Origin of the sequence: Janibacter limosus (genome assembly GCF_004295485.1) — a bacterium.
Classification (GTDB): domain Bacteria; phylum Actinomycetota; class Actinomycetes; order Actinomycetales; family Dermatophilaceae; genus Janibacter; species Janibacter limosus_A.
Genome location: NZ_CP036164.1, coordinates 644,359 through 669,481, shown reverse-complemented (window position 1 = coordinate 669,481; position 25,123 = coordinate 644,359). Strand labels below are relative to the sequence as shown.

Genomic DNA, 25,123 nt, shown 5'->3' with positions numbered 1-25,123 from the left:
TCACCCACGCCGGCTGCGACCAGTCTAGGCGCTCGGGCCGGCGCAGCCCTCCAGGGCGGCAACGAGGCGGTTCGAAGAAGGAGCGCGACCTCGCAGTCGCGATCCTTCTTCGAATCCATCAGTCGTGCCCGGCGCCGTGCCTCACCATCCGCAGCTCGTCCGCGCCGACCCGGTCGTCGCGCTTGACCAGTCCGTCGGGCGCAAAACCCGCCGTGCGATAGAAGGTGATGGCCCGATCATTGCCCCTCACCACCCACAGGTGCGCGGGGGCGGACGAAGGGAGGACCGCGGCCAGCAGTCGTCGGGCCACCCCGCACCCGTGGTGCTCGGGAGCCACGTAGAGGGACCACAGCTCGGTGGCCGTCGGCGGGTCCGCGTCCCTCGGTGGCCCGGTCGTCGCCCATCCGATGGCCGTACCGCGCTCGTCATGCGCCACGAGGGTACGCGCTCCCTCGGGCGAGACTCCAGCGCTCTCGTGGGCAGCCGCCCGGTCACGCCAGACCCCGATGTTGGTCTCGTCATCCCGCGCCGCCAGAACGTCCGGCGGCAGCAGCCCCGCATAGGTGAGTCGCCACAAGCTGTTCTGCAGCACCGCGATCGTCCCCGCGTCCTCGACACGGAGCGGGGTGATGCGCAGGTCCACGTCGGTCTCAGTGCGCGGCGGCGCTCTCCCCTTCGGCCTTCTTGCCGAAGGGCAGGACGTGCATGATCGCGACGACGACCGCGCCGACGATGGCGCCGAGGACCGCGGAGGCGACGGTGTTGGTCAGCCAGCCGAGGATCCCGCCGAGGGGGCCGGTCGCGTCGTGGACGACCACCTCGAGGCGGTGGACGAACTCGTAGGGCTGCGGTAGCCACCCAGTCTCCTCGAGACCGACGAGGATGATGTGCCCACCCACCCACAGCATCGCGGCGATCCCGACGACGGACAGGACGGTGAGCAGCTTGGGCATGCCGGCGACGAGCGCGCGGCCGACCCTCTGCGACAGGCCCGACTCCCGCTTGGACAGCGCGAGCCCGATGTCGTCCATCTTCACAATGAGTCCCACGGTGCCGTAGACGGCGAAGGTGATGAGGACGGCGACGACCACCATGATGGCCAACAGGTACCAGAAGGAGTCGTTGAGACCCTCGTCGAGCACAGCCTTGAGCGAGATGACCATGATCTCGGCCGAGAGGATGAAGTCGGTGGTGACTGCCCCCTTGACGATCTCGTCCTCGTCCTTCTCGGCGGCTTCGAGCTCCGCGTCCGCGCCGTGGCCGGAGAGCTTCTCCCAGATCTTCTCGGCGCCCTCGAAGCACAGGTAGGTGCCACCCAGCATCAGGAGTGGTGAGAGCAGCCACGGCAGGAAGGCGTTGAGCAGCAGGATCGCCGGGACGATGAAGACCAGCTTGTTGCGCAGCGAGCCGAGGGTGATGCGCTTGATGATCGGCAGCTCGCGCTTGGGGTCGATCCCCTCCACGTAGCGCGGTGTGACCGCAGTGTCATCGACGACCACACCGGCCGCCTTGACGCTGGCCCGACCGGACGCGGCTGCCACGTCGTCGATCGATGCAGCCGCTGCCCTTGCCAGGACAGAGATGTCGTCGAGGAGCGCGAAGAGTCCGCCGCTCATCGCAGGGATCCGGTCGTCACGTGGGTGATCAGCACGGGCACAGCGTATCCGCGCGACGACGAAGGGTGGGCCTCACGCGAGCGGCGGCGACTCGCTGAGGTCCTCGCTCGGGTTGAGGTCGAGACCGAGGAGGGCGTTCTCGACGACCTCGGTGAGCGCGGGATGGATCCAGTACTGCCCACTGACCATCTCGGCCACCGGCTGGTCGAAGGCCATCATCTGGATGAGCGGCTGGATCAGCGTGGACGCCTGCGGCCCGACGAGGTGCCCGCCGACGAGCCGCCCCGTGCGACGGTCGGCGATGACCTTGCAGATGCTCGTCGTGTCCTCCATCGCCCAGCCGTAGGCGGTGTCTCCGTACTGCTGCACCTTGATCGTGATGTCGATGCCCTGCGCCCTCGCCTGCTCCTCGGTGAGGCCGACGGAGGCGATCTGCGGGTGGGTGAAGACGGCGGCAGGAACGGCGGTGTGGGTGTACGACCGGAGGTCGTCCGGGTGGGCGAGGTTGTGCGCGACGACCCTGGCCTCGTGGTTGGCGACGTGCTTGAGCTGGAAGGGGGAGCTGGCGTCACCGAGGGACCACACCCCCTCTGCGGTGGTCCGGCCGTGCTGGTCGACGACGACCCGCGCGTCGTCGTGCAGGTCGACCCCGGCGAGGTCGAGCCCCATGTCACGAGTGCTGGGACGGCGGCCGGTGGCCGCGAGGACGACGTCCGTGGTCACGGTCGAGCCGTCGCTGAGAGTGGCGGTGATGCCGTCCTCCACGCGGCGCAGGTCGGTCACGACGGTGCCGGTGCGCACGTCCCACTGCTCTCGGGCCGCGGCGGTGAAGGCCTCGGAGATGTCGGTGTCCTGGTGCCGCAGCAGGCTGTCGCCCCGTGCCGAGACGACCACCTCGGTACCGAAGGCGGAGAAGACGTGCGCCATCTCCATGGCGATGTACCCGCCGCCGATGACGAGCATGCGGGCGGGCAGCTCGGGCAACCGCATGACCGTGTCGGAGGTGTGGATCGTGATGCCCTCGCGCGTGGCGGCGAGGCCCAGCTCCTCCGGCCAGGTCGCGTACGCCCCCGTGGCGATCACGACCTGCCCGGCGCGCACGTGCTCGGTCGTGCCGTCGCGCAACTCGACCTCGAGATCGCGAGGTCCGGTGAACCGGGCCCGACCGCGCAGGAGGTGGACGTTGTCGCCGTCTCGGCGGTAGGCCTCACCGGCCTGGGAGATGGGGTCGATGCGGCCGAAGACCCGGTCGCGGACGTCGGTGAAGCGCACCTGCTCCAAGGTCGCGTCGACACCCAGGCGGCCCCCTTCGCGGATCGTGGTGGCCACCTCGGCGACGTGCACGAACATCTTGGTGGGGATGCACCCGACGTTGAGGCAGGTGCCTCCGAAGACGGCACCTGCCTCGATCATCGCGAAGGTGCGGTCCGCCAGGTCATCGGTGAGCAGGCTGTTGCCCGATCCGCTGCCGATGATGGCGATGTCGACGTCGATCACTCTGTTGCCTTCCGTGGGAGATGCAGGTCGGAGAGCCCGGGGACCGACGCCGGGTCGAGCCCGTGGCCGACCGCGAGGTAGACAGCGGCGAAGTCACCCAGGGCGACCAGCTCGGCCAGCCGCTCCAGGTCGTGCCCGGGAGTGGACAGGTGCTCGAGCACCCGCACACCGGACGAGGTTGCCCGGTCGGCCACCGACTGGGCGGTGTTGTGGCGCTCGTGCTCGGCGGGGTCGGCGTCCTCGGAGGGGACCGGGTCGCGCAGCAGCACCAGGCCCAGCTTCGGTCCGCTCGGTCCGTCGAGGTAGGGATCGGTGAAGATGTCGTGCGCTCCGCCGGTCCCTCCAGCCGGACCCGCGTAGGGACCGGAGAGACAGGCGACCACCTGGGCTGCCGCGTCGGGCAGCCGCCCCCACGTCGCGGGGGTACGCGCGGTGCGGGCGAGCATGGCGCTGGTCCGCTGGGCCGCCACACCGGCGACGGGTCCGTCACCGAGGACGACCGGCGTCAGCGCGGACAGGTCCAGTGCGAGCACCTTGGCAGGGTTGACGAAGTACTCCGCGTCGGGCCGGAACCGCTCCGCCTGCTCGTCGAGACGGTCCGCGACGGCGGACAGGACGGCCGGGCGGATGTCGATGACGTTGCAGGCGCTGATGGCCAGCACGGCCCGAGCGACCATGCCCCACAACGCCGCCCGGGAGTGACCGACTCCGGGGCCGATCGCCAGGTGGACCCCACGCGCCGCCGCGGCGGCCGCTGCCAACGGACTGTCAGCGGCCCCGATCGTCAGGACGTGCGCACCGCGACGAGCCGCCTCTCTCGCCTGGCGGACGGGACCCTCGGCGCGACCGGACAAGGAGATCGCCACGACGAGGTCGAGCGGGCCGACCCACCCCGGCAGGGGGCCCGAACCGTCACAGGTCAGCAGGACGGGACCGCTGCGGGAGATGAGCAGGTCGAGCACCGTGCTGACGCTCTCGGCGCCACCGACGGCGGCGACGTGCACGGCCCGGGGTCGCTCGCCGCCGGCCACCCGCGCCAGTTCGCTCTCGGCCGCGAGGGTGATCGCCTCGCGCACCTGGGCACCAGCGCCCGCGAATGCCCGCAGGAGGTCGGCCCGGTCGACGGCGCGGCGGCGCCCTTCGTCGTCGAGCAGCGTCTCGTCGAAGGGAGCCACGGTCGCCTCAGCCCCTCGGCCGGGCCTCGTCGACGAGGAGGACGGGGATCCCGTCGTCCACGCGATAGGTCAGACCGCACGACTCGCTGGTGCACGCGAGCTCAGGACCGGTCGCCCCGGTCTCGTCACGCAGCTCGGCGCGGCACGCGGGGCAGCGCAGGATCTCGCGCAGCCAGGGCTCGATCGTCGACTCACTCATGTCAGGCCTCTCGGATCATCGTCAGGACATCGTCTCGCACGCGCGCCATCGTCGCCTCGTCGGCCGCCTCGACATTGAGACGCAGGAGCGGCTCGGTGTTGCTCGGGCGCAGGTTGATCCACCACATGGGCTCGTCGTCGTCCCCCGGCTGGGTGATCGTCAACCCGTCGAGCTCGTCGACCGTGGTCGCGCCCGTCGCCCAGCGGTCCCGGACCCGCTGGGTGATCGCCGCGGCATCGGTGACCGTCGAGTTGATCTCGCCGCTCGCGACATAGCGCTCGAAGGGGGCCATCACCTCGCTGAGCGGGGCATCGGTCTCGCCCAGCGCGGCCAGGACGTGCATCGCCGCGAGCATGCCGGTGTCGGCGAACCAGAAGTCGCGGAAGTAGTAGTGGGCGGAGTGCTCGCCGCCGAAGACGGCGTCGTGCTCGCTCATGACCGCCTTGACGTAGGAGTGCCCGACGCGGGTGCGCACCGGACGGGCACCGTCCTGCGCGATGATCTCGGGCACCGCGGCCGAGGTGATGGCGTTGTGCACGATCGCCACGTCGGAGGCCGAGCGGCCGGCCGCAACCTCGCGCGCGATCTCGCGGCGGGCGATCATCGCGGTGATGGCGCTCGGGCTCACCGGATCGCCCAGCTCGTCGACGACGAAGCAGCGGTCGGCGTCCCCGTCGAAGGCGATCCCGATGTCGGCGCCGTGGGACCGGACGCGCTCCTGGAGATCGACGAGGTTCTTGGGGTCGAGCGGGTTGGCCTCGTGGTTGGGGAAGGTGCCGTCCAGCTCGAAGTACATCGGGTCGATCGTCAACGGCAGCTCGGGCAGTCCGGAGTCGGTGCCCAGGACGGCCGGCACGGTCAGCCCACCCATGCCGTTGCCGGCGTCGACGCTCACCCGCAGCGGGCGGCTGCGCGACAGGTCGACCAGGCCACGCAGGAAGCCCGCGTAGTCCGCCAGGACGTCACGCTGGGTGACCGAGCCGGGACGCACGCCGTCGAAGGCGGAGACTCCGCGGTCGAGGTGCTGCTGGGCGAGGTCCCGGACCCGGGCCAGGCCAGTGTCCTGACCGACGGGACGGGCTCCGCTGCGGCAGAACTTGATCCCGTTGTACTGGGCCGGGTTGTGGCTCGCGGTGAACATCGCGCCCGGGAGCCCCAACGCACCGCTGGCGTAGTAGAGCCCGTCGGTGCTGGCGAGCCCGATGAGGACGGCGTCGACTCCTCGCGCCGTGATGCCACGAGCGAGCGCGTCGACGAGCTCGGGCGAGCTCGGACGCATGTCGTGCCCGATGACGACGGCCGAGGCCCCCTCTGCGAGCGCGACGACCTCGGCGAAGGCAGCACCCAGGGCGTGTGCCACGTCGATGTTGAGCTGGTCGGGGACGACGCCGCGCACGTCGTATGCCTTGACGAAGTCAGAGAGCTGGGTGGTCACGTCGCCAGCCTAGTTCGCCACGGGAGTGGCTCCGCGTCGCACCTGCGGGGGTGGTGTCTCAGTCGAGATCGCGCAGGACACGCAGGTGGCCGCGTCGTCCCGTCTCGGTGACGCTGCTCGGCTCCGGACGCGAGGCCGTCGTCAGGTGCGCGGTGCGCTCCGAGTCGGTCGTGGCCTCGGGGCGCTTGCGCACGGCCTCGGCCACGGCGACGAGGTCGTCGTAGGTCGCCGGCGCCGGCTGGTCGATGGCCAGCCGCACGACGTCCCACCCGCGCGGAGCGGTGAGACGCTGCGCGTGGTCCTCGCACAGATCGTAGGCGTGCGGCTCGGCGTAGGTGGCGAGCGGCCCCAGCACGACCGTGGAGTCGGAGTAGACGTAGGTGAGGGTCCCGGCAGCCGGGCGTGCGCACGCGGCACGGGAGCACTGGCGGGAGAGAGTCACTCGTGCAGGTTAGGCCACGACACCCTCGATCCTCGCAGGCACGCCGAGGGCTGGAGCCTACGATCGAGGCGTGAGTCGCCATCGGGATCGTCGCGGCCGGGGCCTGCGAGGGCCGCTGGCACACCCCGCCGTGCCCTCCATGCCCACTCGCGCGGAGGCCTTCGACGACCTCGTCGTCGACACGGCACAGCGCTTCCGCCGAGTCCTGGGGCGGCGCTGGACGAGCGTGGAGTTCGCCGTCGAGGACGTCCCTCCGTCCGACCCCGCGCGGTGGGAGGACGCCGTTCCCCTGGCTCGGCTGTGGCCGGCCCAAGGGCCCATGCCGGCACGCATCGTCGTCTACCGGCGTCCGATCGAGAGCATCGTCCGCGGCGGAGACCTGGTGGAGCTGGTCCACGAGGTCATGGTCGAGCAGGTCGCCCTGCTCCTGGGGGTCGACCCCGACGAGGTGGACCCGGACCGTCGCTGACCCGACGCCGCCGACCTGCGCCCGCCTGTCTGCGGCAGATGGTCTCGAGGCCGGCCGGTCACCGCACCAGGGTCACCGGCCGGTCGCGCACGGCGACCCGCACCGGGAGGACCGGCAGCGACGTCGCCGCAGCGCGCGCGGCCCCGGGTCCCCCCACGATCATGACGGCCGCGTGCACCCGGCCGCGGCTCGGTCGCACCCAGACGGCACGTGCCCCGCGGGCATCGACCCGAGCACTGCGATCCTGCTCGATGTCGAGGCGCTCGGTCCGGACCTGGCCGTCCTCGAGCAGGAGCACGTCCACGCTCGCGGGACCTGCGGTCGCGGTGACGTCGACATACCGACGCACCCCGCTCGCCGGCACGGCAGGGAGCGCCGTGCCACCCAGGCTGCCGACGGACGGCGTCGCCACGGACCAGGCCATGTCGGAGCGCCCGGCGGCGTCCGTGGTGCTCAGGTGCGCTGCGCCGACGACGGGTTCGTCCGACTCGACGACCCAGCCCTGCACCCCGCTGACGTCGGGCAGGTCGACGTCCACCACGGTGTCGGCAGGGACCGTGACGACCTTGACCCCCCGGGACGCGCCCTCTCCCAGACGCCGGATCTGGACGACGGCGTCCTTCGACCCCGGTACGGCCAGCACGACCCCGCGGGCGCTCGCGTCGGCACTGCCGCTCAATTCGGCGCTGCCCGGCAGGACGAGCCGCTCGGCCGGAGCCGCAGTGGGCGAGACGGTCTCGACCCCGGCGGGGGTGAGCCCGTCGAGGTGGTGGTCGACGATGGTGGGGACGACGAGCCCCCCGGTCGTCGTGACGTGCACGGCCTGGGCCTGGTCGGTCCCAGCGATCGCGTCGAGGAGGACGACGCTTCGGCCGTGGGCCGGGACGACGATCGAGCGGTCGGCGGAGTCGGCGGTCTTGGTCCCCACGAGATCGAGTCTCGCAGTCACCGGGTTGCCGCCGGGGTTGGTCAGGACCAGTCGCTCCTGACGCCCCTCCGCTCCGCCGCCGGCCACCAGCCAGGCGTCGGCCGTCGGTGCGAGGCAGGGAGTGGCTGCGAGCCCGCTGACCTGCTTGCCGCTGGCCACGAACCCCTGCGCGGCGAGCAGACCCGGCGCACGCTCGGCGTTGCCACGCACCCGCTGCGGGTGCTGGTCCAGACGCTCGACGCTCTCGCTCATCGGCCCGCTGCGAGGCTTCGCGTCGGTCGATCCTTGCGGAGTTGCGCCGAGGTCCTCGATGGTGATCTCACCGGGCTCGTCGGACGGCGTGACGACGCCGTCGAGGACGGTGGGTGGTGCCGCTTGCGCGGCCACGCTCCCTCGGACGTCTGCCTTCGGGGTCCCCTTCTCCCCTGCGGCGAAGGGGTCCCCCGGGCAGTACGAGGTCGTGAGCGAGGTGGGCACGGACGGCAGTGCCGCCGGGGTCCGTGGTTGCGTCGGCGCGGCGCCCAGCCGCCCGGCTCCCAGGACGAGCCCGGTGGCCACTCCGGCCACGACGACCACCCGGCCGACGCCGTGCAGCCAGCGGCTGGGCAGGGAGACTCGGCTCATCAATCCTCCTCCGGGTCGACCCGGCGCTCCGTGGGGAGGGCCAGGTAGAGGGCGAGCAGGAGGGCCAGGCCCTGGAGGACCTTCCACACCGGGTGGCCGGCACCGACGGCGATGCTCACCCCGTCGCTGCCCTCGGGCAGGTCGTAGGTCGGGATCGCACTGTGGGTCTGGGCCTGCAGGAGCCGACCGTCGGCACGCACCTCGACCCGGTCGCCCCAGTCGAGGGACTGGGCCACCACCAGCTCGTCGGCCCCCGACACCGGCACCGAGCCGTCGGTGTCGCCATGACTGCGGCTGGGCAGCGGCTGGCTCGAGCCACCGGCCACTGCTCGCACCCGGCTCGGCGTGGCGCCATCGGTGACCGGTGCGCGGACCGCCCAGGTGGTGCTCCCCCCGCTCGAGCCGAGCCGGGCAAGCCCCGGCGAGGCGTCGACCAGTCGACGTTGCGCGTCACGGGAGCCGACCAGGACGAGGTGGGAGACACCGTGGCGAGCGAGCACGTCGCTCGGGACCCGGTCCCCTTCGCCCGCGCCCAGGAGCTGGGCCACCGCCGCGGCGACCTCTTCCTCCCCCGGCACCGGAGGCTCGGCGACGGGCAGGTCACGCACGAGGTCCCCCGGCTCGGAGCCGACGAGGCGATAGGTGACCCCGGTCTCGGTGCTCTCGACGACGAGGGTGCGGGCGGCCTGCGGCCCCTCGGCCGCCGCCGACGCCACGAGGGGGCGAGGGTCGCGCCAGGTGGTCAGGCCGTCGCCGTAGGAGTGCTGCCCGACGACGATCCCGCTGCCGATCGCCGCGACGGGCAGCACCAGGGCGGGCAGCAGGAACCATCGGCGGCGCCCGGTACCGCGCAGACTGTGGGGCAGCACGTCGGCCGCCGCGAGGATCGACACCACGGCAGCGCCGACGAGCAGCATCTGCCCGGTCCCGACCCACGGCGTGATGGCAGCCCCCGCATCGGCGACACCGTCGGGCCGGTGACCGAGGACGAGGCGCGGGGCCCCCACGGCCCACCCGAGACCCAGGACGGCGAGGAGCGCGGCTCCCCAGGAGGCCGGGCGACGGCCGGGGACCAGCAGCGCGACCAGGCCGAGGGCCAGGATCGCGGCGGTCCACCACGTGGTGACGGCCCCTCCGGGGAGCTGGCCGAGGGCGAGCCGGCCGATCGGGCCGACTCCGGGGGTGTCCGTCAGGCCCCAGCCAGCGAGGAGGCGGCGCGGGTCGCCCTGGAGTGCCAGCAGCCACGGACCGGCGAGCACGAAGGGGGTTGCTGCCAGCACGATGCCGCGGCCGCGCCGACGAGCGTCACCCACGAGCACGAGGCCCAGGCCGACCACGATGATCGCCACACCGGCGAAGGGAGCGACGGTCGCCAGCAGGCTGCCCCACAGGGCGGTCCGCACGACGTCGCTCAGCCTGCTGCTGCGCCGGGTCGCTCGCACGAGACCGGCCGCGAGCCGAGGGGCGAGGACGAGGAGGCACAGGGCGCCGATCCGGCCCTCCCCCACCGCCATGGCCGCGGGCACCGAGGTCACCCACGCGAGGGCTCCGGCGGCACGCAACCACCGGTGCTCGGTGAAGGTGCGGGAGGAGACGTAGGCGACGGCCGCGGCAAGCGGGAGCGCGGTCACGACGAGGAGGGAGAGCACGAGACCCGCCGGCGAGTGGGCGGACCCCAGGCCCGGGACCCACTCGACGACCTTGGCCAGCAGGGCGAGCACCACGAGCGCGGGACTCTGCTCGGTCGCGCCACCCCACCCCTGGCCGCGCCAGCCCATCCACCACGAGTCCCACAGCTGACCGGCGGTGGCCCGACCGCCGAGCAGCTCGCCACCCACCAGGCCGGAGCCGAAGCCCTGACGCAGCTCTCCGGTGATGTGCCGGGCGGACCAGCCGGACAGCAGGCTGGTGAGCAGGAGCAGCCACAGGAGGGGGTGGGCGAGCCAGCCGCCGCCGCGCTCCACCTCGAGCGAGCGCGCCTCGACCCCATCATCCCCGCCGACGGACCCGCGGGCCTCGTCGACCAGGCGTCTGCGCGCATCCTGCACGGAGACGAAGAGTGCGTCGAGGTCACCGCGGGAGACCTCGCGCGGAGCACGACCGCGCAACCGCGAGCGCAGGGTGCGCAGGTCGAAGGCTGCGGGGAGGCTGGCCAGCTCGTCGGCGCCCATGCCGGGGCGCTTGAGCACGACGAGGACCAGCCCGGTGAGCAGGCTGCTCACGGCGATCCACAGGGCGAGGAAGGGGGCCGTCGTGACGTGGGCGCGCGTGAGGGCGACCCGGCGGGCCTGGCGGCGATGACTGGCGGTCGGACGTCGCTCCGCGCTGGTCGGGCGCACCGCGACATGGGCGTCGGGGACGCGGACGACGCGACGGCCCGCGCGCTGCGAGCGCCACCCCAGGTCGAGGTCCCCGCCGAAGTCACCGAGAGTCGGGTCGTGACCGTCGAGGGACTCGTAGACCCCTCGGTCCACCAGGAGCCCGTCGAGCGGCGCGGCGATCGCGTCGACATCGGCGTCATGCTGCCCCTGGTCGGTCGTGCCGGCCATCGGGCCCGGGACGATGCGACCGGCACGCGTCACCTGCAGGCCGAACCGCACGATCAGCGTCGGGTCGCTCTCGTCGACGAGCTTGGGAGCAGCCATCCCGACACCTCGGCCCGAGGCCGCGACGAGCCGGCTCAGCGCCTGGGGGTGAGGGCGCGCACGTGAGGTCAGCACCCACACCAGGTCCCGTCCGACCGGGGCGCGCGGGAGGCGCTCGATCATCGCCGGCAGCACCCGGCGGATGCCTCGGCGAGGTCCCAGCGTGCTCGTCAGGACATCGATGCCCGCCTCGTCGACGGGGGCGAGGAGGGCCGTGGTGTCGCCCAGTCCGTCGAGGGAACCGTCGACGAGGAGGAGTCGATCGGGGAGACGGTCCTGCGCGAGGAGGGCGCTCAGGACCTGTCCCGTGTCTTCCCTGGTGCGTGCCACGACGACCGTGGTCACGGTCACCGGGGGCGCTGTCGTCCGCCGGGATGGAGAGGCGGAGGGCGACGTGGGGCTGGGCTGCGTCACGACCTCGTCAACGGTCAGACTGCGCGCTTCTTGAGCTTGCGACGCTCGCGCTCGGACAGACCGCCCCAGATGCCGAAGCGCTCGTCGTGCGCCAGCGCGTACTCGAGGCACTCCTGACGCACCTCACAGCCGACGCAGACCTTCTTGGCCTCGCGCGTGGAGCCACCCTTCTCGGGGAAAAAAGCCTCCGGATCCGTCTGCGCGCAGAGCGATCGCTCCTGCCATGACATCTCTGACGACTCGTCGGTGGTCTCGCCACCCATGATCAACTGAAGTTCGTGCATGGTCCCTCCTCGACCTCGGCACCCGACCCTGTCCTTCACGCCAGCACCGATGGTCCCGGTGCGTGACATGTCTGTAATTACATGCGTGTCATGCGTGCGTCGTCAAGCCGAGCAGGCTATGGAGTCTGCGAACGGTAGCCGAGTCACCGCCCCGACCGCCGGCCTGCGACGATGTGCGCATGCGCATCACCGTGATCTCCGGCGGGCTCGCCGGCGCCCAGCTCGTCAGCGGCCTCGTCGACCAGCTGCAGGACTCGCACGACCGGGCGGAGGTGACGGTCATCGCCAACACCGGCGACGACATCACCCTCGCGGGACTTCGCGCCTGTCCCGATCTCGATGCACTGCTCGCGCAGCTGTCCGACGCCTCGCCCGCCGCCACGACCGTGGTGAGCGACGAGCTCACCTCGCTCGGCGTGCACCCCGACTGGTACCGGGTGGGCGACGGCGAGCTCGCCGTCCAGCTGGCCCGCACGGCCTGGTTGGGCCAGGGCGCGACGCTCAGCGAGGTCACCGCCACGCTGGCGGAGCGACGAGGCCTGACCGAGCGGGGCGTCCGGCTGCTGCCGATGAGCGACGTGCCCGTCGAGACGCACGCCGTCCTCGACGGCGAGCAGGAGCAGCAGGCCGTCCACGTCCAGCAGTGGCGGCACGACCTCGGCGCTCCCCCCGCGACCCGCTTCATCGTCGCCGGGATGGACCGGGCCACCGCCGCCCCCGGCGTCCTCGACGCCCTCCGTGAGGCCGACGTCGTCGTGCTGGCGCCGGCCGACCCCGTCCTGTCGATCGGCATCGTGCTCGGTGTCGCCGGTGTCCGGGACGCCCTGCGTGGCACCTCTGCCCCGATCGTGGGCGTCACCCCCGATCTCGCCGACCTCGGCCCCTCCCTCGCGGCCGTCGACGTCGAGCGCACCGCCGACGGCGTCGCCTCGCTCTACCGCGACCTGCGCATCACCTGGCTCCCCGCGGACGCCTCCCCCGCTGACGTCCTCGCCATCACCAGGACCGGCTGACCACGCTCAGGGGCCAGTTCTCGTCCGAGGCCAGTTCTCGTCCGTCGCGGGCGACGACCGGGGTGGCCCTAAGGACGAAGCCGGCCCGTCTCCCTGTGCCTCACGCTGGTTCGCCAGCCGGCTTCGCCCATGAGTCGGGCCACCCCGGTGTCGCCCGCTCCTTCAGCCAGCCAGCCGTCCGCGCCGTCGGTCAGGTCCCCACGCGTCAGAAGCGCGTCGGCAGGTGCGTGGGCAGCGAGCGTCGGGGCCCGCGACGAGGGCGGTGGCCGGCCGTGGCCTGGATGATCCGCTGCGCGCGGTACCGGTGCCCCGCGTAGGGCGCGAGCAGCTCGGCCATGCGGGCGTCATCGCCGATCTCGCCGTCGAGCGCCAGGGTCACGTCCTTGGCGACGTGGTAGTCGCCGAAGCTCGGCGAGTCGGGATCTCCGAGGGCTCGTTGCGCGACCTCGGCGGCCGTCCAGACACCGATGCCCGGGAGTGAGCGCATCCGGGTGTGCGCCTGCTCAAGGGGCAGGTCGGCGCACTCGTCGAGGCGTCCTGCCACGCGCATGGCGCGGACGACGACGCGCGAGCGGGCTCCGTCGACGCCGGCCCGCAGCCAGGCCCACGAGGGGATCTGCGCCCAGTCGGCGGCGCTCGGAGGGCAGACCAGGCCGAGGGCCTCGCCAGCGCCCGGGGCCGGCGTGCCGAAGCGGCGCACGAGCTGGCGCTGGCTGGAGAAGGCCTCGCGTCCGGTGACCCTCTGCTCCAGGACGGAGCAGACGAGCATCTGCGCCACGAGGCCGTTGGCCGGGACCCGCCAGCGGGACAAGCGCGGCCAGCCCCGGGCGACGACGTCGTGGTGCGGTCTGAAGCCGCTCGCGTCGTCCCGCGCGCCGAGCAGGTCGGGCACCCGCTCGAGCATCCAGCCCGCCCCCTCGCCCCATGCGGAGGCCGCGGCTTCGCCCCCTTCGTCGACGAGGTGGAGCGTCACGGGCCCGTCCGGCGTCGTCCAGGCGAACCACCAGCCGTCCCGGCCGACCTGGCTCGTGGGGTCGCCCGCCCCCCGGACGAAGGGGGGAAGCACCAGATCGAGATCCACGGGAGCGGACGGTCGGTGCCGTCGGGTCATCGCTGCGGCCTGCGTGCTCACGGCTCGATTGTGCCTGCCCGCGTGCCCTACCGTGACGCGCATGCGACCGAGCGAGCACGTGCTGGACCTCTTCGCGGTGCCCGGCGACCTCGCACCGGTACCCGGCGGGCAGGGCCGCAGCGTGCGCGCCGGCGACCTCGTCCTGTCGCCGGACCGCGACCCAGCCACCCTGGACCGGCTCAACCCGGCCCTGGCGCGGCTGGCGGCCGACCTCGACACCCGTCCGGGGAGGGACCGCCGCGACCTGCGCATCGCCATGCCCGTCCCGGCACGCGACGGCAGCTGGGTCGTCGAGGGGTGGGGCGCGACCCGCTACGAGCCGGGGACCCAGCAGCTGAGGGACCTGACGGCGACCAGAGCGGTCGGCGCGATCCTCCACGCGGAGCTGGCCCGTGCCGTCTCGTCGTGGCCGCCAGCCGACCGCCTGCCCACCGACCCGACCGTGGCCGATCGCTGGTCGGTGGCGGAGCGGACCGCCTTCGAGCAGCTGCCGCTGCCCTCAGGCACCCTGGACGCAGCCGGTGAGCGGTTGCTACGCCGCCTGTCGTGGGCCCGCGACACCACCGACCTGGGCCCGGACCAGCTCGTCCACGGCGACCTCGCCGGCAACATCCTGCTCGATCCCGACGGTGCACCGGTGGTGATCGACGTCAGCCCGTACTGGCGGCCGGCCCTGTGGGCCGAGGCCATCGCGGTGCTCGACAGCGTGCTGCGGCTCGCCGCCGACCCCGACACGATGACCTCTTGGACCCGGGGCGCGCGGCGGCAGGCGATGCTGCGAGCGGCGATCTTCCGGTTGCTCAGCGACCGGCCGGCCGATGGCGCCGCCTACGAGGAGGTCCTGGCGCCGCTGCTCGTCCCCCTGCCACGGTGACCGTCGGCTCAGCGCCTGCGGAAGGTCAGGAGGATGAAGGTGTAGTCGAGGTCGACCCTGCCCCAGTGGACGGGCCGCTCCGTGTGCGACAGCGCCCGGTCGTCGAGCGTGCCGACCAGCTCGAGGTCGTGACGGTCGGCCATCGCCACGAGGTCGCGGATCTCCTGGGGCGAGAAGATGTGCACCTGGGACCCGTAGATCACCTTGCCGGTCGTGTCCGGCGGGTCCTGGTCGTAGTCGGTCGAGACCGCGAGGACGCCTCCGGGGCGCAGCAGCCGGGCCGACTCCGCGATGAAGCCCTCGAGCGGCACCCCGTGCTCGATGACCGACATGCAGGTGATGGCGTCGAGGTGGCCGGTGGGCAGCCCGGTGTCGGTGACGTCGCCGTAGCGGAAGACGACGCCGTCGCGGGTGACCTGCGACCCGAACTCGAGGTTGATGCCGATGAGCGAGCCGGCTGCTGCGCCGAAGCCGTAGAGGCGCAGCCACGGCAGGACCGGTGAGTACCGCGCGCTGCCGGCGTCCATGATCCGCGCGCTGCGCGTCCCGTCGTCGACGAGGTCGAGGACGGCGGCGACGGCACCGAGCGCATCCCAGTTCTTGGGCAGGTCCCGGTGCAGCGGGAGGCGCAGTCGCTTGGCCTCGGCCGTGGCCCGGCGCCAGGTGGCGGCATCCGTGAGCACCCCCGTGGGCGGGACGCTCGTGGGGACGGGGCGCGCTCCCCTGGTTCGGGCCTCGATCCGTCGCTGGACGGCCACCCGGCCCCACAGGAGGTGCTCGGCGCCCCGCTTGGCGACGGCCAGGAGCCGCCCGCCGGGGGGTGCAGCGACCTGGCTGGAGGAGGTGGAGTCAGACATGGAAGATCACCTTACGAGGAGGGAGTCGGGTCGAGGTCCGGCGCGGGGCCGGGCAGCAGGTGGTGCGACTTGGCCCAGAGCCAGCCGATGGCCGCCCAGACGACATCGGCGAGGACGGTGAGGAAGCGCGCGACGACGACGACCGCCGTGGCGGCCGAGATCGGCATCTGCGTGGTGAGGAGCAGGACCATGACGCCGTCGCGCACGCCCACACCGGCCGGCACCACGATGCTGAACATGCCGATGCCGGCTGCCAGCAGGTAGCCCGAGACCGCGACGAGCAGGAGCCTCGAGGCGTCGGCGTCGTCGGGCGCGACATTGCGGGCCATGACCCACACGGACAGGCCACCCACGAGCCACGACAGCAGGAACCACAGGCTCGACAGGCCGACCGCGGCGGGGGTGAGCGCGTGCTCCAGGGGCTCGCGACCGAGGAGCCGCAGCATCCTGCGGATGCCCCAGTTGAGCAGTGGCGGCCAGAGCAGGACGCCGAGCGCCACGATGATGAGCAGCAGCGACCACCACGGGATGACGGTGTCGCCGCGGGTGAGGAGCACGGGCAGGGCCGGCAGACCGGCGATCATCCCGGTGAGCGCCGACAGCGCGATGCACAGGAGCCCGACGACCGCGCTCCGACGCCGCGGCACGCCGAGCTTGGCGGCCATCTCGGTCTGCACGACGACCGACCAGACCGACCCGGGCAGGTACTTGCCCAGCTGTCCGACGAAGAAGACGCCGCTGGCCGGGGCGATGTGCAGACGCGAGCCGAGGTCGGCGAGCAGCACCCGCCACCCCAGGACGGTGAAGAAGGGCGACAGCAGCGCGAAGGCCGTGGCGCTGAGCAGGGTCACCGGCCCCAGCCTGCGCAGGTCGCCCCGGACCTGCGCCCAGTTGCTCCAGAGCGCGATGCCCACCGCGGCGAGCACGACGACGAGGAAGCCGATGCGCAGCACGTCGAGCACCCGCTTGCGGCCGCTGCGGCGCGGTGGCCGCGGGCTGGTCCCGGTCGTGCTCATCGGCGGCGCAGGGTCAGCCGGACGAGCGCGTGGGCCGCGTCCGGGTCAGAGCTGACCCGGGAGGCATGCCTCAGTCGCGCGGTGAGGTCGCCGTCCACGTCGCCGACGAGGTCCAGGCCGGCATCGGCGGCCCGTGCGACGACGGCCCGCAGGTCGGCGGCCCCGCCGATGACGTCGTCGGCGCTGCCGCCGATCGGCAGCGTCAGGCACAGCAGGCCACCCGCGCGCAGCGCCCACCCTGCCTGGGTGAGCGTCTCGTCGACGTCCGTGGCACTGGCGTCGTCGGGGTGCAGTCGGGTGACGAAGTCCAAGGTGGCGGTGTCGACGTCGAGCAGCGTCATGGACGATCGGGCGCCGGTCAGCTCGACCTCCACGGGTACGTACCCGGCGGCCCGGGCCCACCGGCCGAAGGGGGACCCGCCTCCGGAGGCGTCGATGATCAGGGCCTCGCGCCGGCCCCGGTCGCGCATGGTGACGAGCACCTCGAGTGCGCCGAGTGCGGCCCACTCGGCGATCTCGTCGCCGCCGCGCGGCAGACCGATCTCACGGGCGGCCTCGTGGGCACGTCGCGCGTCCTCGTCGTGGACCAGGACGTCGGTGGCGCGCACCCAGGACGGGAAGTCTGAGCGGTCGAGGTCCAGCCGGGGGCGGCGACGGGCCCGAGCAAGCCTCGCGAGCGTCACGAGGTCCTCCGCCCGGTCGGCCACCTGACCGAGACGGGACCGGCGCCGCACGGGCGCCGGGCGGGTGGGGTCGGCGAGCACGTCGGCCGAGCTGAGCGCCTCGAGGGTGCCCACGTAGCGGACCCACGGCTCCTGCAGGTCCGGCTGCGTGACGCCGGCGCGGATGCGGGCGACCTCGGCGGGGTCGCTCAGCCCCTGCAGCACCTCGACGAGCGCGTCCTCGTCCTCGGGCGGCACGAGATAACCGTCGACGCCGTCACGCACCTGGTCACCGAAGGTGCCCACGTCGGAGGCCAGGACGGCCAGACCGTGCTGGTGGGCGAGCAGGACGTTCTGGCTGGCGGTCGCGCTGCGGTAGGTCAGCGACAGCACGTCGTGCTGGGCCAGCAGCGGAGCGATCCGCTCGGCCGGGACGTAGCCGCTGTGGATCTGCACGCGGCCCCGCAGGTCGCGGTGCTCGGCGAGCCGCCGGATCTCCTCACCGGTGTCGCCCCACATCTCCCCGGCGACCGTGAGCGTCACGTCGGGCACCCGCACCATCGCGCGCAGGAGCACGTCGATCCCCTTGTAGCCCCGCACGAGCCCGAGGGCGAGGAGGCGGGCCGGCCCGTGGTGGGCGCGGCGCTCGACGGGGTCTCCCCCGGGCAGGTGGGGCGGCAGGTCCGTGACGACGACGTGCTCGGCGTCGAGCTCGCGCGCCAGCCGCGACTGCTCCGCGGAGTGGACGACGACGGCGTCGACCCGGCGGAAGAAGGTGCGCATCAGGGCCGCGTCACCCGGGTGCGGCTCGTGCGGCAGCACGTTGTGCGCGATGACGGCCGTGCGCGGACCGCGGCCGGTCAGCGCCGTGCGCCCGACCCCCGCAGCGCGCAGCAGGGTGAGATGGAGGGGCACGACGGGTGGGATGACGTGGACGACGACGATCAGGTCGACGTCACGCAGGCGGCGGCCGGCTCGCACGAGGGAGTCCGGGCGAGCCCACGACAGGGCCCGCACCGTGCGGGCGAAGGGAGGGACGTCCGGGTCGCCGGAGCTGGGGACCGACTGCTCCCCCGGGTAGAAGAAGCTCGGGTAGAGATGGCTCCACGAGACCAGGGTGACGTCGTGGCCGGCGGCCTCGAGCTCGTGGGCGAGGGTCGTGGTGTGCGACGCGACTCCACCCTTGTAGGGATGGGTCGGTCCGACGATCGCGATCTTCAGCGAGGCGTCACTCATCGGGGACGGTCGGCTCGGTGTCGTGGGGCTCACTCATCTCGGGGGGAAGCCTATGCGACCGGTGTGGTCATCGCGGGACGCGACCCGTCCACACGACGAGGCGCAACGGGTCCAGCCCCTCGGGCCTGCGGGTCAGTTCTTGGGCGTCCTCCATGAGCTGCGTGTCGAGGACCACGCGGACGTCGGTGGCACCCAGGTCCTGCAAGGTCTGCGGCTCCTTGTGGGCCACGAGCAGCACCCTGCCGCCGCGCGCGCGGACGCGCTCGTCCAGTCGTCTGGCGGCGGCGAGGACCTGCTGGGGGTCGTCCCGCAGCTTGCCCGTCGTCGCCACGGAGGGCACCCCGCACATGCCCCGGGTCACCTGGGTCCAGTGGTTGACCGCCCAGTCGTCCACGGCCAGCACGACGTCGTCCGGCTCGAGCGCGTCGCAGTACGTCCTGGCAGCGGCCAGCCCGCCAGCCTCCACCCGCTCGGCGCGGTGGGGCCACGTCGCCATGGCGGTCGGGACGGCGGTCGCGGCCAGGAGGACGACGAGGACGGTGGCACCCGCCGCGCTCCCCCACCGCTCCCGGGCGCGGGCCCCGGCCCACCATGCCGCGGCGACGCACAGGACCAGCGCGAGGGGAAGGGCGATGAGCAGCCGCCTGTCGGCCCAGGGGTGGTCCGGCGTGATCCCCGGACGCACCAGCGTCAGCAGGGTCGACCCGGTCGTGACCACGAGGGCCGCGCTCCACGCCGGGAGGGGACCTCCCTTCGCCCACCAGGTCCCGAGGCGATGGGCCAGGACCGCCAGCACCACGAGGGAGATGGTGACGGCGATCGGGCCGATCCACCACGCGAGCCAGTCGACGGAGTGCTCGGCATAGGTGCGACCGCCGTCGATCGGCAGACCCAGCTCGGCCTGCATGCGGGCGACGTACATGGCCCCGGGGTCGCGCGGGTCCTGACGAGTCGTCATGAAGGAGGGCCGCAGGGCCAGGAGCACGCCGACGACGACCACTGCCCCGGCAAGGACCACCGGCAGGCGGGCCGTGAGCCGATCCGGCAGTGACCAGCCGGCGCGAGCGCGGCGCAGCAGCCACCAGCAGCCGATCGACATGAGCACGACGAGTCCGACGAGCGGCACGAGCGACCCGCCGATCTCGCCGAGGTAGCGCCAGCTCATGACGCCGGCGACGGCAAAACCCGCGAGGGTGGTGCCGACCGCACCGCCCAGGAGATGACGTGCCCAGCCCCTCGACCTCGCAAGCAGCACGGCCGCGACGGGGATGAGCAGCATCGTCTCGCGCAGTGCGTCGATGCGCACGATCGCGGTCCCCCCGATGAGCGCACCGGCGACCAGCGCCGCGCCCCGCAACCTCCGGTCCGCAGTCTGCGCAGCCGACTCCTCGCGGGTGTCGTCGGCTGCCCGCAGGAGCAGGGTCAGGGCGAGGAACCCGGCGCCCAGCGTGAGGCCGGCGAGGGGTTCGGAGTAGGTGGAGCGAGCCGTGTGCAGCCACGGGAAGCAGGCACCGACCAGCAGTGCGGCCGGCGCCGCGGCGGACGGTGCCACGACCCGACCGACGAGCAGACCGATGGCCAGCAGCGCGAGGCCACCGATGACGGCGGGGGTCCACAACGTGGCGGTCGACCCGCCTGCCCACCACGGCAGCGAGTAGACCAGTGCCGGGCCGGGCATGAACTGCGGCTGCACCGAGGGGTCGGCCGGGGAACCGATCTCGTAGAAGGCGGGGGCCTCGAGGGTCAGCCCGTCCTCGGCGAGGGTCTGCGGCCCACCGATCGTCGCGGCATCGACGGCCACCGGCCGGCTGCCGGTCTCGGCCAGGTAGATCGTCGCCTGCAGATAGCTCGCGGAGTCCCGACGTGGGAGAACCTGCTCGGAGTGCGTCGCACCCGTCCAGACGGTCACCGCGATCACCCCGAGGACGAGTGCGCCCGCGGCCGCCGGTCCCAGCGGTCGCCCCGCGGGCGCGGGCAGATGCCGCGAGAGACGCACGGCCAGCGCCGCCGTCACGAGCGCCGTCGTGAAGCCCACGGCCGGGATCCACGCGCCGAGCCAGGCGATGACGGAGCCGACGAAGCCCAGGAGGACCACCCACAGTCCCGCTGCGACGACGGTGCGCTCGAGCAGGGGGGCCAGGTCTGCGCGCTCGGCCGTCGGGGTGTCCACGGCGGCCACGGTATCCGCCGGTGCGACCCTCCCTTCGTAGGCTGGGCCCATGTCCACTCCTGCAGAGGTCCTCGCCACGCTCCAGCGCACCGACTCCGCGGCGCCGCGGATCACCTGCTACGACGACCTGCCCGGCCCCACGGCCGGCGAGCGGGTCGAGCTGTCGGCGCGGGTCCTGGGCAACTGGGTCAGCAAGGCGGCCAATGCGTTGCAGGAGGAGTGGGACATCGAGCCCGGGTCCGTCGTGCACCTCGCGATGCGGCCGCACTGGCGCTTGGCCTACTGGGCGTGGGCGATCTGGTCGGTCGGCGCCGTGCTCGACCTCGACGGCGAGGGCTCGCCCGACCTGGTCGTGACCGACGACCCGGCCCGGCTGCCCCAGGACGGGCCGGCCGTGCTCGTCACGCGGGCCGCGCTCGCCCGCAGCGCAGGGGTGCCGCTCCCCGACGGGGTCATGGACGAGGCGGCCGACCTGTCCACCCACGGCGACCTCTTCGCGGCCTGGGCGGAGCCGCAGGGTGATGACATCGCCCTGCGCGTGGCCGGGCAGGAGACGAGCTATGAGGACCTCGGCGCCACGAGCACCCCCACGGCGAAGGGGGCGAGGGTCCAGCTCGTCGACCCGTCGGTCGAGGCCCTCCTGCGCACGGCCCTCACCGTGTGGTCGGCGCAGGGCTCGCTGGTCGTCCACCTGGGTCCGACCGACGAGCAGACACTCGCCCGCCGGGCAGACGCCGAGGGCGTCACCGCCTGACCGACGTGCGGTCGCGGTGACGCCCTCGGCGGCCGTCGCGCGTCAGCTCTTGGAGCGGATCTCGCGCTCGAGGGCCTGCCACGTCACGCTGCCGACATAGCCGGTCCGGGTGAGCTTGTGACGCGCCTGCAGCTCACGGACCGCGGCCTTCGTCGCCGAGCCGTAGCTGCCGTCCGCCTCCAGGCCCAGCGCGCTCTGGAGGGCGCGGACGGCCTGACCCGACGAGCCCGGCTTGAGGACGGTGCTGCGGTACCGCAGGAAGGGGTAGGCACGCCGCTCGAGCATGATCCACAGCTTTTCGTCGGCGATGCCGGTGACCCGCAGGCCCTCCTGCTCCTGGAAGGCACGGACCGCCTTGACGGTGCCACTGCCGTAGGAGCCGTCCACCGCGATGCCGCCCAGTGCGCGCTGGAGCACCTTGACCTCGGCGCCACGAGCACCGTTGGCCAGGACCGTCGAGCGCAGCTTGTCGAACTCGGTCGTGGTGACGACCTTGGCGCTCGCCGGGCGGGTCGTCGGCGTACTCGTCGCGCCGTCCTTGGTGTAGGTCTTGCCTGCCAGGGCCTTCCACACGTTGGGGGTGACGACACCGTCGACCTTGAGCTGCTTGGCCTTCTGGAAGGCCTTGACCGCCTGCTCGGTCTGCGGACCGAAGGCACCATCAGCCGTGACCTTCAGCTCCCGCTGCAACGCCTTGACCGCATCCCCACGCGAGCCCGACCGGATCGTCGTCGTCAGGTAGGCACCCAGACCTGTGGTGGCACCCGAGGTCGCACCGTCCTTGGTGTAGGTCTTGCCCGCCAGGGCCTTCCACACGTTGGGGGTGACGACACCATCGACCTTGAGCTGCTTGGCCTTCTGGAAGGTACGCACGGCCTGCTCGGTCTGCGGACCGAAGGCACCATCAGCCGTGACCTTCAGCTCCCGCTGCAACGCCTTGACCGCATCCCCACGCGAGCCCGACCGGATCGTCGTCGTCAGGTAGGCACCCAGACCTGTGGTGGCACCCGAGGTCGCACCGTCCTTGGTGTAGGTCTTGCCCGCCAGGGCCTTCCACACGTTGGGGGTGACGACACCATCGACCTTGAGCTGCTTGGCCTTCTGGAAGGTACGCACGGCCTGCTCGGTCTGCGGACCGAAGGCACCATCAGCCGTGACCTTCAGCTCCCGCTGCAACGCCTTGACCGCATCCCCACGCGAACCCGACCGGATCGTCGTCGTCAGGTAGGCACCCAGACCAGTGGTGGCACCCGAGGTCGCACCGTCCTTGGTGTAGGTCTTGCCCGCCAGGGCCTTCCACACGTTGGGGGTGACGACACCATCGACCTTGAGCTGCTTGGCCTTCTGGAAGGTACGCACGGCCTGCTCGGTCTGCGGACCGAAGGCACCATCAGCCGTGACCTTCAGCTCCCGCTGCAACGCCTTGACCGCATCCCCACGCGAACCCGACCGGATCGTCGTCGTCAGGTACGCGTCCAGACCAGTGGCGGTGCCCGAGGTCGCACCGTCCTTGGTGTAGGACAGGCCAGCCAGCGCGCGCCACACGTTGGGGGCCACGACGCCGTCGACCTTGAGCTGCTTGGCCTTCTGGAAGGCCTTGACCGCCTGCTCGGTCTGCGGACCGAAGGCACCGTCAGCGGTCACCTTCAGCTCACGCTGCAGCGCCTTGACCGAGTCCCCCGTGGACCCCAGGCGGATGGTGGTCTTGAGGTACTTGTCGAGCGCGCCCCCGGGCGTGGCTGCGCCACGGGCCGGGATGTCCCCGTTGCTCACCATCGCGTCCCAGGTGGCCTCGTCCAGGACCCCGGTGACCGCGACGCCGTTCTTGCTCTGCCAGGTGCGCAGTGCCGCCTTGGTCGCCGGACCGAAGACTCCGTCGGCCGTGACGCCGATGACCTTCTGGGCGAGCTGGACGTCCGGACCGGACGCCCCCTCGCGCAGGGTCGGGTACGAGGTCGCGTCCGGGAGCGGCACGACGGGACCGCCGGGACCCTGGGTGACACCTGTCCACGCGGCCCCGGTCCACCACGACGTGCGCTGCATCGCGCCGTCCCAGCTGAAGCTGAAGTGGATGTGGTCGGTGTGCGGGCTGCTGCCGTTGTAGGGGCGCCACCCGTCCTCCATCTGGTAGGTGCCCCAGATCTGGCGGTCGAAGATCATGTACATGATCCCGAAGCGGCGCGCCATCGCTGCGGGTCGACCCTCGGAGTCCGGTGCCAGGAGCCAAGACAGGACGCCATCGGCGACGGCCCGCTCACGCGGGTCGGAGGCGTCGAGCATCCAGTCCAGCGCGCGTCCCTCGGAGTGCTCCGTGAGGCCGTAGTTGCAGGCGCGGGAGATGCCGTAGTTGTACTCGTCGTAGTTGTTGGCCATCAACCGGGCGAAGGCCGTGACGCCGGGCTTCGGCGTCGGGTCGCACACCGACTGCGGGAGGTACGGCGACGCGACGTCGAGCTCCTTCGGGAGGTTCTTGTTCGTCGGCGGCGGCGGGATGTCAACGCTGCGAGCGGTGGCTGTGCCAGCCAGCGGCAGGGTGAAGGCCGGGATGAGGACAGCGCCGACCATGCGGACGGAACGAGACACGCGAGGCTCCTTGTGTGGACGCGGGCAGGGGACCCGATCAGGGGTGGCTGCTCGGTCTCGTCACACTTGCCACAGTGCTCCCAGCCATCACAACCAGTCACTCTTATTCCACGAGTCACACCTGACACGCCAGCCCCACGGGGGTAGTTACGTCCCTGTAATTCACTCCTGCTGCCAAGTGCCCGACGCGCACCACGCGTCCGGGCTGTGTCGTCCGCACCCGCGTGGCTGCCTGGTTCATGTCCTGCCCCCACACTCGCCGGGGTGGTCCTGACGGATACGGTGGCGGCATGGACAAGGTCGTCACCACCCCAGCCGAGGCCGTCGCGGACATCCCCGACGGCGCAACCCTGGCGGTGGGCGGGTTCGGGTTGTGCGGCATCCCGAGCGTGCTCATCGCGCAACTCCAGACGAAGGGGGTGCGTGACCTCGAGTGCGTCTCCAACAACTGCGGCGTGGACGACTGGGGCCTGGGCGTCCTGCTCGTCGGAGGCCAGATCCGACGGATGGTCTCCTCCTACGTCGGGGAGAACAAGGAGTTCGCGCGGCAGTACCTCTCCGGTGAGCTGGAGGTCGAGCTGACGCCCCAGGGCACCCTCGCCGAGAAGCTACGGGCCGGCGGAGCCGGCATCGCCGGCTTCTGGACCCGCACCGGCGTCGGCACCCAGATCGCCGACGGCGGCCTGCCCTGGCGCTACGACGACCAGGGCGCGGTCACCCTTTCCTCCCCCGCCAAGGAGACGCGCACCTTCGCCGTCGCCAGCCGAGAAGCAGACGGCACCACGACCACCGAGGAGCACGAGTTCGTCCTCGAAGAAGCCATCGCGACCGACTACGCGCTGGTGCGCGCCTGGAAGGGCGACCGTCACGGCAACCTCGTCTTCCGCACCACCTCCCGCAACTTCAACCCCCTGTGCGCCATGGCCGGTCGCGTGACGATCGCCGAGGTCGAGGAGCTCGTCGAGCCGGGCGAGCTCGACCCGGACTCGATCCACCTGCCCGGGATCTACGTGCACCGCGTCGTCCAGCTCACCCCCGAGCAGGCCGCCGACAAGCGCATCGAGAAGCGCACCGTCACGAGCAATAAGGAGGCCTGAC

21 protein-coding genes are annotated in these 25,123 nt (G+C 72.4%); 5 read left to right on the top strand and 16 right to left on the bottom strand.

Annotated features, from left to right (window positions below):
• Positions 1-118: 118 nt before the first annotated feature.
• The 7 genes from EXU32_RS03230 to EXU32_RS03200 form a co-directional block, all read right to left on the bottom strand.
• Entirely contained in the window at positions 119-643 is a 525-nt protein-coding gene (locus EXU32_RS03230; RefSeq protein WP_207233867.1) for a GNAT family N-acetyltransferase, read from the bottom strand.
• 7 nt (positions 644-650) lie between these two features.
• Positions 651-1,616, bottom strand: a complete 966-nt coding sequence (locus tag EXU32_RS03225; RefSeq protein WP_130628604.1) for a DUF808 domain-containing protein — start codon at positions 1,614-1,616, stop codon at positions 651-653.
• A gap of 72 nt (positions 1,617-1,688) precedes the next feature.
• The gene (locus EXU32_RS03220; protein WP_130628603.1) at positions 1,689-3,113 is read right to left on the bottom strand and encodes a mycothione reductase; all 1,425 of its coding nucleotides are present in this window, start codon (positions 3,111-3,113) and stop codon (positions 1,689-1,691) included.
• Positions 3,110-4,288, bottom strand: coding sequence for an SIS domain-containing protein (locus tag EXU32_RS03215; RefSeq protein ID WP_130628602.1), 1,179 nt, complete (start codon positions 4,286-4,288; stop codon positions 3,110-3,112). The genes EXU32_RS03220 and EXU32_RS03215 overlap by 4 nt, the downstream gene beginning before the upstream one ends.
• Before the next feature lie 7 nt (positions 4,289-4,295).
• Positions 4,296-4,487: a Trm112 family protein gene (locus tag EXU32_RS03210; RefSeq protein ID WP_130628601.1), complete on the bottom strand. Its 192-nt coding sequence runs from the start codon at positions 4,485-4,487 to the stop codon at positions 4,296-4,298.
• A gap of 1 nt (position 4,488) precedes the next feature.
• On the bottom strand, positions 4,489-5,922 hold the full coding sequence (locus EXU32_RS03205; protein WP_130628600.1) for a phosphomannomutase/phosphoglucomutase: 1,434 nt from the start codon (positions 5,920-5,922) through the stop codon (positions 4,489-4,491).
• 58 nt (positions 5,923-5,980) lie between these two features.
• Positions 5,981-6,364 (bottom strand): DUF3499 domain-containing protein, encoded by a 384-nt coding sequence (locus EXU32_RS03200; protein WP_130628599.1) that lies wholly within the window; start codon positions 6,362-6,364, stop codon positions 5,981-5,983.
• Between the two features lie 139 nt (positions 6,365-6,503).
• Between EXU32_RS03200 and EXU32_RS03195 the strand changes: the two genes are divergently transcribed.
• Entirely contained in the window at positions 6,504-6,833 is a 330-nt protein-coding gene (locus EXU32_RS03195) for a metallopeptidase family protein (protein ID WP_130628598.1), read from the top strand.
• Between the two features lie 58 nt (positions 6,834-6,891).
• On the opposite strand, the gene EXU32_RS03190 is transcribed toward EXU32_RS03195, so the two are convergent.
• From EXU32_RS03190 to EXU32_RS03180, 3 genes are all read right to left on the bottom strand, one after another.
• On the bottom strand, positions 6,892-8,385 hold the full coding sequence (locus tag EXU32_RS03190) for a DUF5719 family protein (RefSeq protein ID WP_130628597.1): 1,494 nt from the start codon (positions 8,383-8,385) through the stop codon (positions 6,892-6,894).
• Entirely contained in the window at positions 8,385-11,381 is a 2,997-nt protein-coding gene (locus tag EXU32_RS03185; protein ID WP_165399560.1) for a glycosyltransferase, read from the bottom strand. Before EXU32_RS03185 ends, EXU32_RS03190 begins: the two co-directional genes overlap by 1 nt.
• A 77-nt stretch (positions 11,382-11,458) precedes the next feature.
• Positions 11,459-11,728: a WhiB family transcriptional regulator gene (locus EXU32_RS03180; protein ID WP_130628595.1), complete on the bottom strand. Its 270-nt coding sequence runs from the start codon at positions 11,726-11,728 to the stop codon at positions 11,459-11,461.
• A gap of 179 nt (positions 11,729-11,907) precedes the next feature.
• Here EXU32_RS03180 and EXU32_RS03175 point away from each other — a divergent pair, with 179 nt between their 5' ends.
• Positions 11,908-12,741: a 2-phospho-L-lactate transferase CofD family protein gene (locus EXU32_RS03175; RefSeq protein ID WP_130628594.1), complete on the top strand. Its 834-nt coding sequence runs from the start codon at positions 11,908-11,910 to the stop codon at positions 12,739-12,741.
• A 205-nt stretch (positions 12,742-12,946) separates the two neighbouring features.
• Here the strand turns inward: EXU32_RS03175 and EXU32_RS03170 are convergent, their stop codons facing one another.
• Positions 12,947-13,873 (bottom strand): DNA-3-methyladenine glycosylase family protein, encoded by a 927-nt coding sequence (locus EXU32_RS03170; protein WP_242612868.1) that lies wholly within the window; start codon positions 13,871-13,873, stop codon positions 12,947-12,949.
• 40 nt (positions 13,874-13,913) lie between these two features.
• Here EXU32_RS03170 and EXU32_RS03165 point away from each other — a divergent pair, with 40 nt between their 5' ends.
• Positions 13,914-14,747 (top strand): aminoglycoside phosphotransferase, encoded by an 834-nt coding sequence (locus EXU32_RS03165; protein WP_130628593.1) that lies wholly within the window; start codon positions 13,914-13,916, stop codon positions 14,745-14,747.
• Between the two features lie 8 nt (positions 14,748-14,755).
• On the opposite strand, the gene EXU32_RS03160 is transcribed toward EXU32_RS03165, so the two are convergent.
• The 4 genes from EXU32_RS03160 to EXU32_RS03145 all read right to left on the bottom strand — a co-directional run bounded on the left by EXU32_RS03160 (position 14,756) and on the right by EXU32_RS03145 (position 20,688).
• Positions 14,756-15,604, bottom strand: a complete 849-nt coding sequence (locus EXU32_RS03160; RefSeq protein WP_130628592.1) for a methyltransferase domain-containing protein — start codon at positions 15,602-15,604, stop codon at positions 14,756-14,758.
• Between the two features lie 11 nt (positions 15,605-15,615).
• On the bottom strand, positions 15,616-16,620 hold the full coding sequence (locus tag EXU32_RS03155; protein WP_130628591.1) for a lysylphosphatidylglycerol synthase transmembrane domain-containing protein: 1,005 nt from the start codon (positions 16,618-16,620) through the stop codon (positions 15,616-15,618).
• Positions 16,617-18,518, bottom strand: coding sequence for a glycosyltransferase family 4 protein (locus tag EXU32_RS03150; RefSeq protein WP_130628590.1), 1,902 nt, complete (start codon positions 18,516-18,518; stop codon positions 16,617-16,619). The genes EXU32_RS03155 and EXU32_RS03150 overlap by 4 nt, the downstream gene beginning before the upstream one ends.
• A 67-nt stretch (positions 18,519-18,585) precedes the next feature.
• Positions 18,586-20,688, bottom strand: a complete 2,103-nt coding sequence (locus tag EXU32_RS03145) for a hypothetical protein (RefSeq protein WP_130628589.1) — start codon at positions 20,686-20,688, stop codon at positions 18,586-18,588.
• 49 nt (positions 20,689-20,737) lie between these two features.
• Between EXU32_RS03145 and EXU32_RS03140 the strand changes: the two genes are divergently transcribed.
• Positions 20,738-21,442 carry a TIGR03089 family protein gene (locus EXU32_RS03140; RefSeq protein WP_130628588.1) on the top strand — a complete coding sequence of 235 codons (705 nt, stop codon included), beginning with the start codon at positions 20,738-20,740 and terminating at the stop codon, positions 21,440-21,442.
• A 42-nt stretch (positions 21,443-21,484) separates the two neighbouring features.
• Here EXU32_RS03140 and EXU32_RS03135 read toward each other — a convergent pair whose 3' ends face one another.
• On the bottom strand, positions 21,485-24,025 hold the full coding sequence (locus EXU32_RS03135; RefSeq protein WP_130628587.1) for a peptidoglycan-binding domain-containing protein: 2,541 nt from the start codon (positions 24,023-24,025) through the stop codon (positions 21,485-21,487).
• A gap of 290 nt (positions 24,026-24,315) precedes the next feature.
• Here EXU32_RS03135 and EXU32_RS03130 point away from each other — a divergent pair, with 290 nt between their 5' ends.
• The gene (locus EXU32_RS03130; protein WP_130628586.1) at positions 24,316-25,122 is read left to right on the top strand and encodes a CoA transferase subunit A; all 807 of its coding nucleotides are present in this window, start codon (positions 24,316-24,318) and stop codon (positions 25,120-25,122) included.
• Position 25,123: the final 1 nt, after the last annotated feature.

Excerpts from the sequence above, each read along its gene's own strand:
- EXU32_RS03225 (WP_130628604.1), bottom strand. The coding sequence starts at position 1,616 with ATGAGCGGCGGACTCTTCGCGCTCCTCGACGACATCTCTGTCCTGGCA.
- EXU32_RS03210 (WP_130628601.1), bottom strand. The coding sequence starts at position 4,487 with ATGAGTGAGTCGACGATCGAGCCCTGGCTGCGCGAGATCCTGCGCTGC.
- EXU32_RS03195 (WP_130628598.1), top strand. The coding sequence starts at position 6,504 with ATGCCCACTCGCGCGGAGGCCTTCGACGACCTCGTCGTCGACACGGCA.
- EXU32_RS03190 (WP_130628597.1), bottom strand. The coding sequence starts at position 8,385 with ATGAGCCGAGTCTCCCTGCCCAGCCGCTGGCTGCACGGCGTCGGCCGG.
- EXU32_RS03180 (WP_130628595.1), bottom strand. The coding sequence starts at position 11,728 with ATGCACGAACTTCAGTTGATCATGGGTGGCGAGACCACCGACGAGTCG.
- EXU32_RS03175 (WP_130628594.1), top strand. The coding sequence starts at position 11,908 with ATGCGCATCACCGTGATCTCCGGCGGGCTCGCCGGCGCCCAGCTCGTC.
- EXU32_RS03165 (WP_130628593.1), top strand. The coding sequence starts at position 13,914 with ATGCGACCGAGCGAGCACGTGCTGGACCTCTTCGCGGTGCCCGGCGAC.
- EXU32_RS03160 (WP_130628592.1), bottom strand. The coding sequence starts at position 15,604 with ATGTCTGACTCCACCTCCTCCAGCCAGGTCGCTGCACCCCCCGGCGGG.
- EXU32_RS03155 (WP_130628591.1), bottom strand. The coding sequence starts at position 16,620 with ATGAGCACGACCGGGACCAGCCCGCGGCCACCGCGCCGCAGCGGCCGC.
- EXU32_RS03150 (WP_130628590.1), bottom strand. The coding sequence starts at position 18,518 with ATGAGTGACGCCTCGCTGAAGATCGCGATCGTCGGACCGACCCATCCC.
- EXU32_RS03140 (WP_130628588.1), top strand. The coding sequence starts at position 20,738 with ATGTCCACTCCTGCAGAGGTCCTCGCCACGCTCCAGCGCACCGACTCC.
- EXU32_RS03130 (WP_130628586.1), top strand. The coding sequence starts at position 24,316 with ATGGACAAGGTCGTCACCACCCCAGCCGAGGCCGTCGCGGACATCCCC.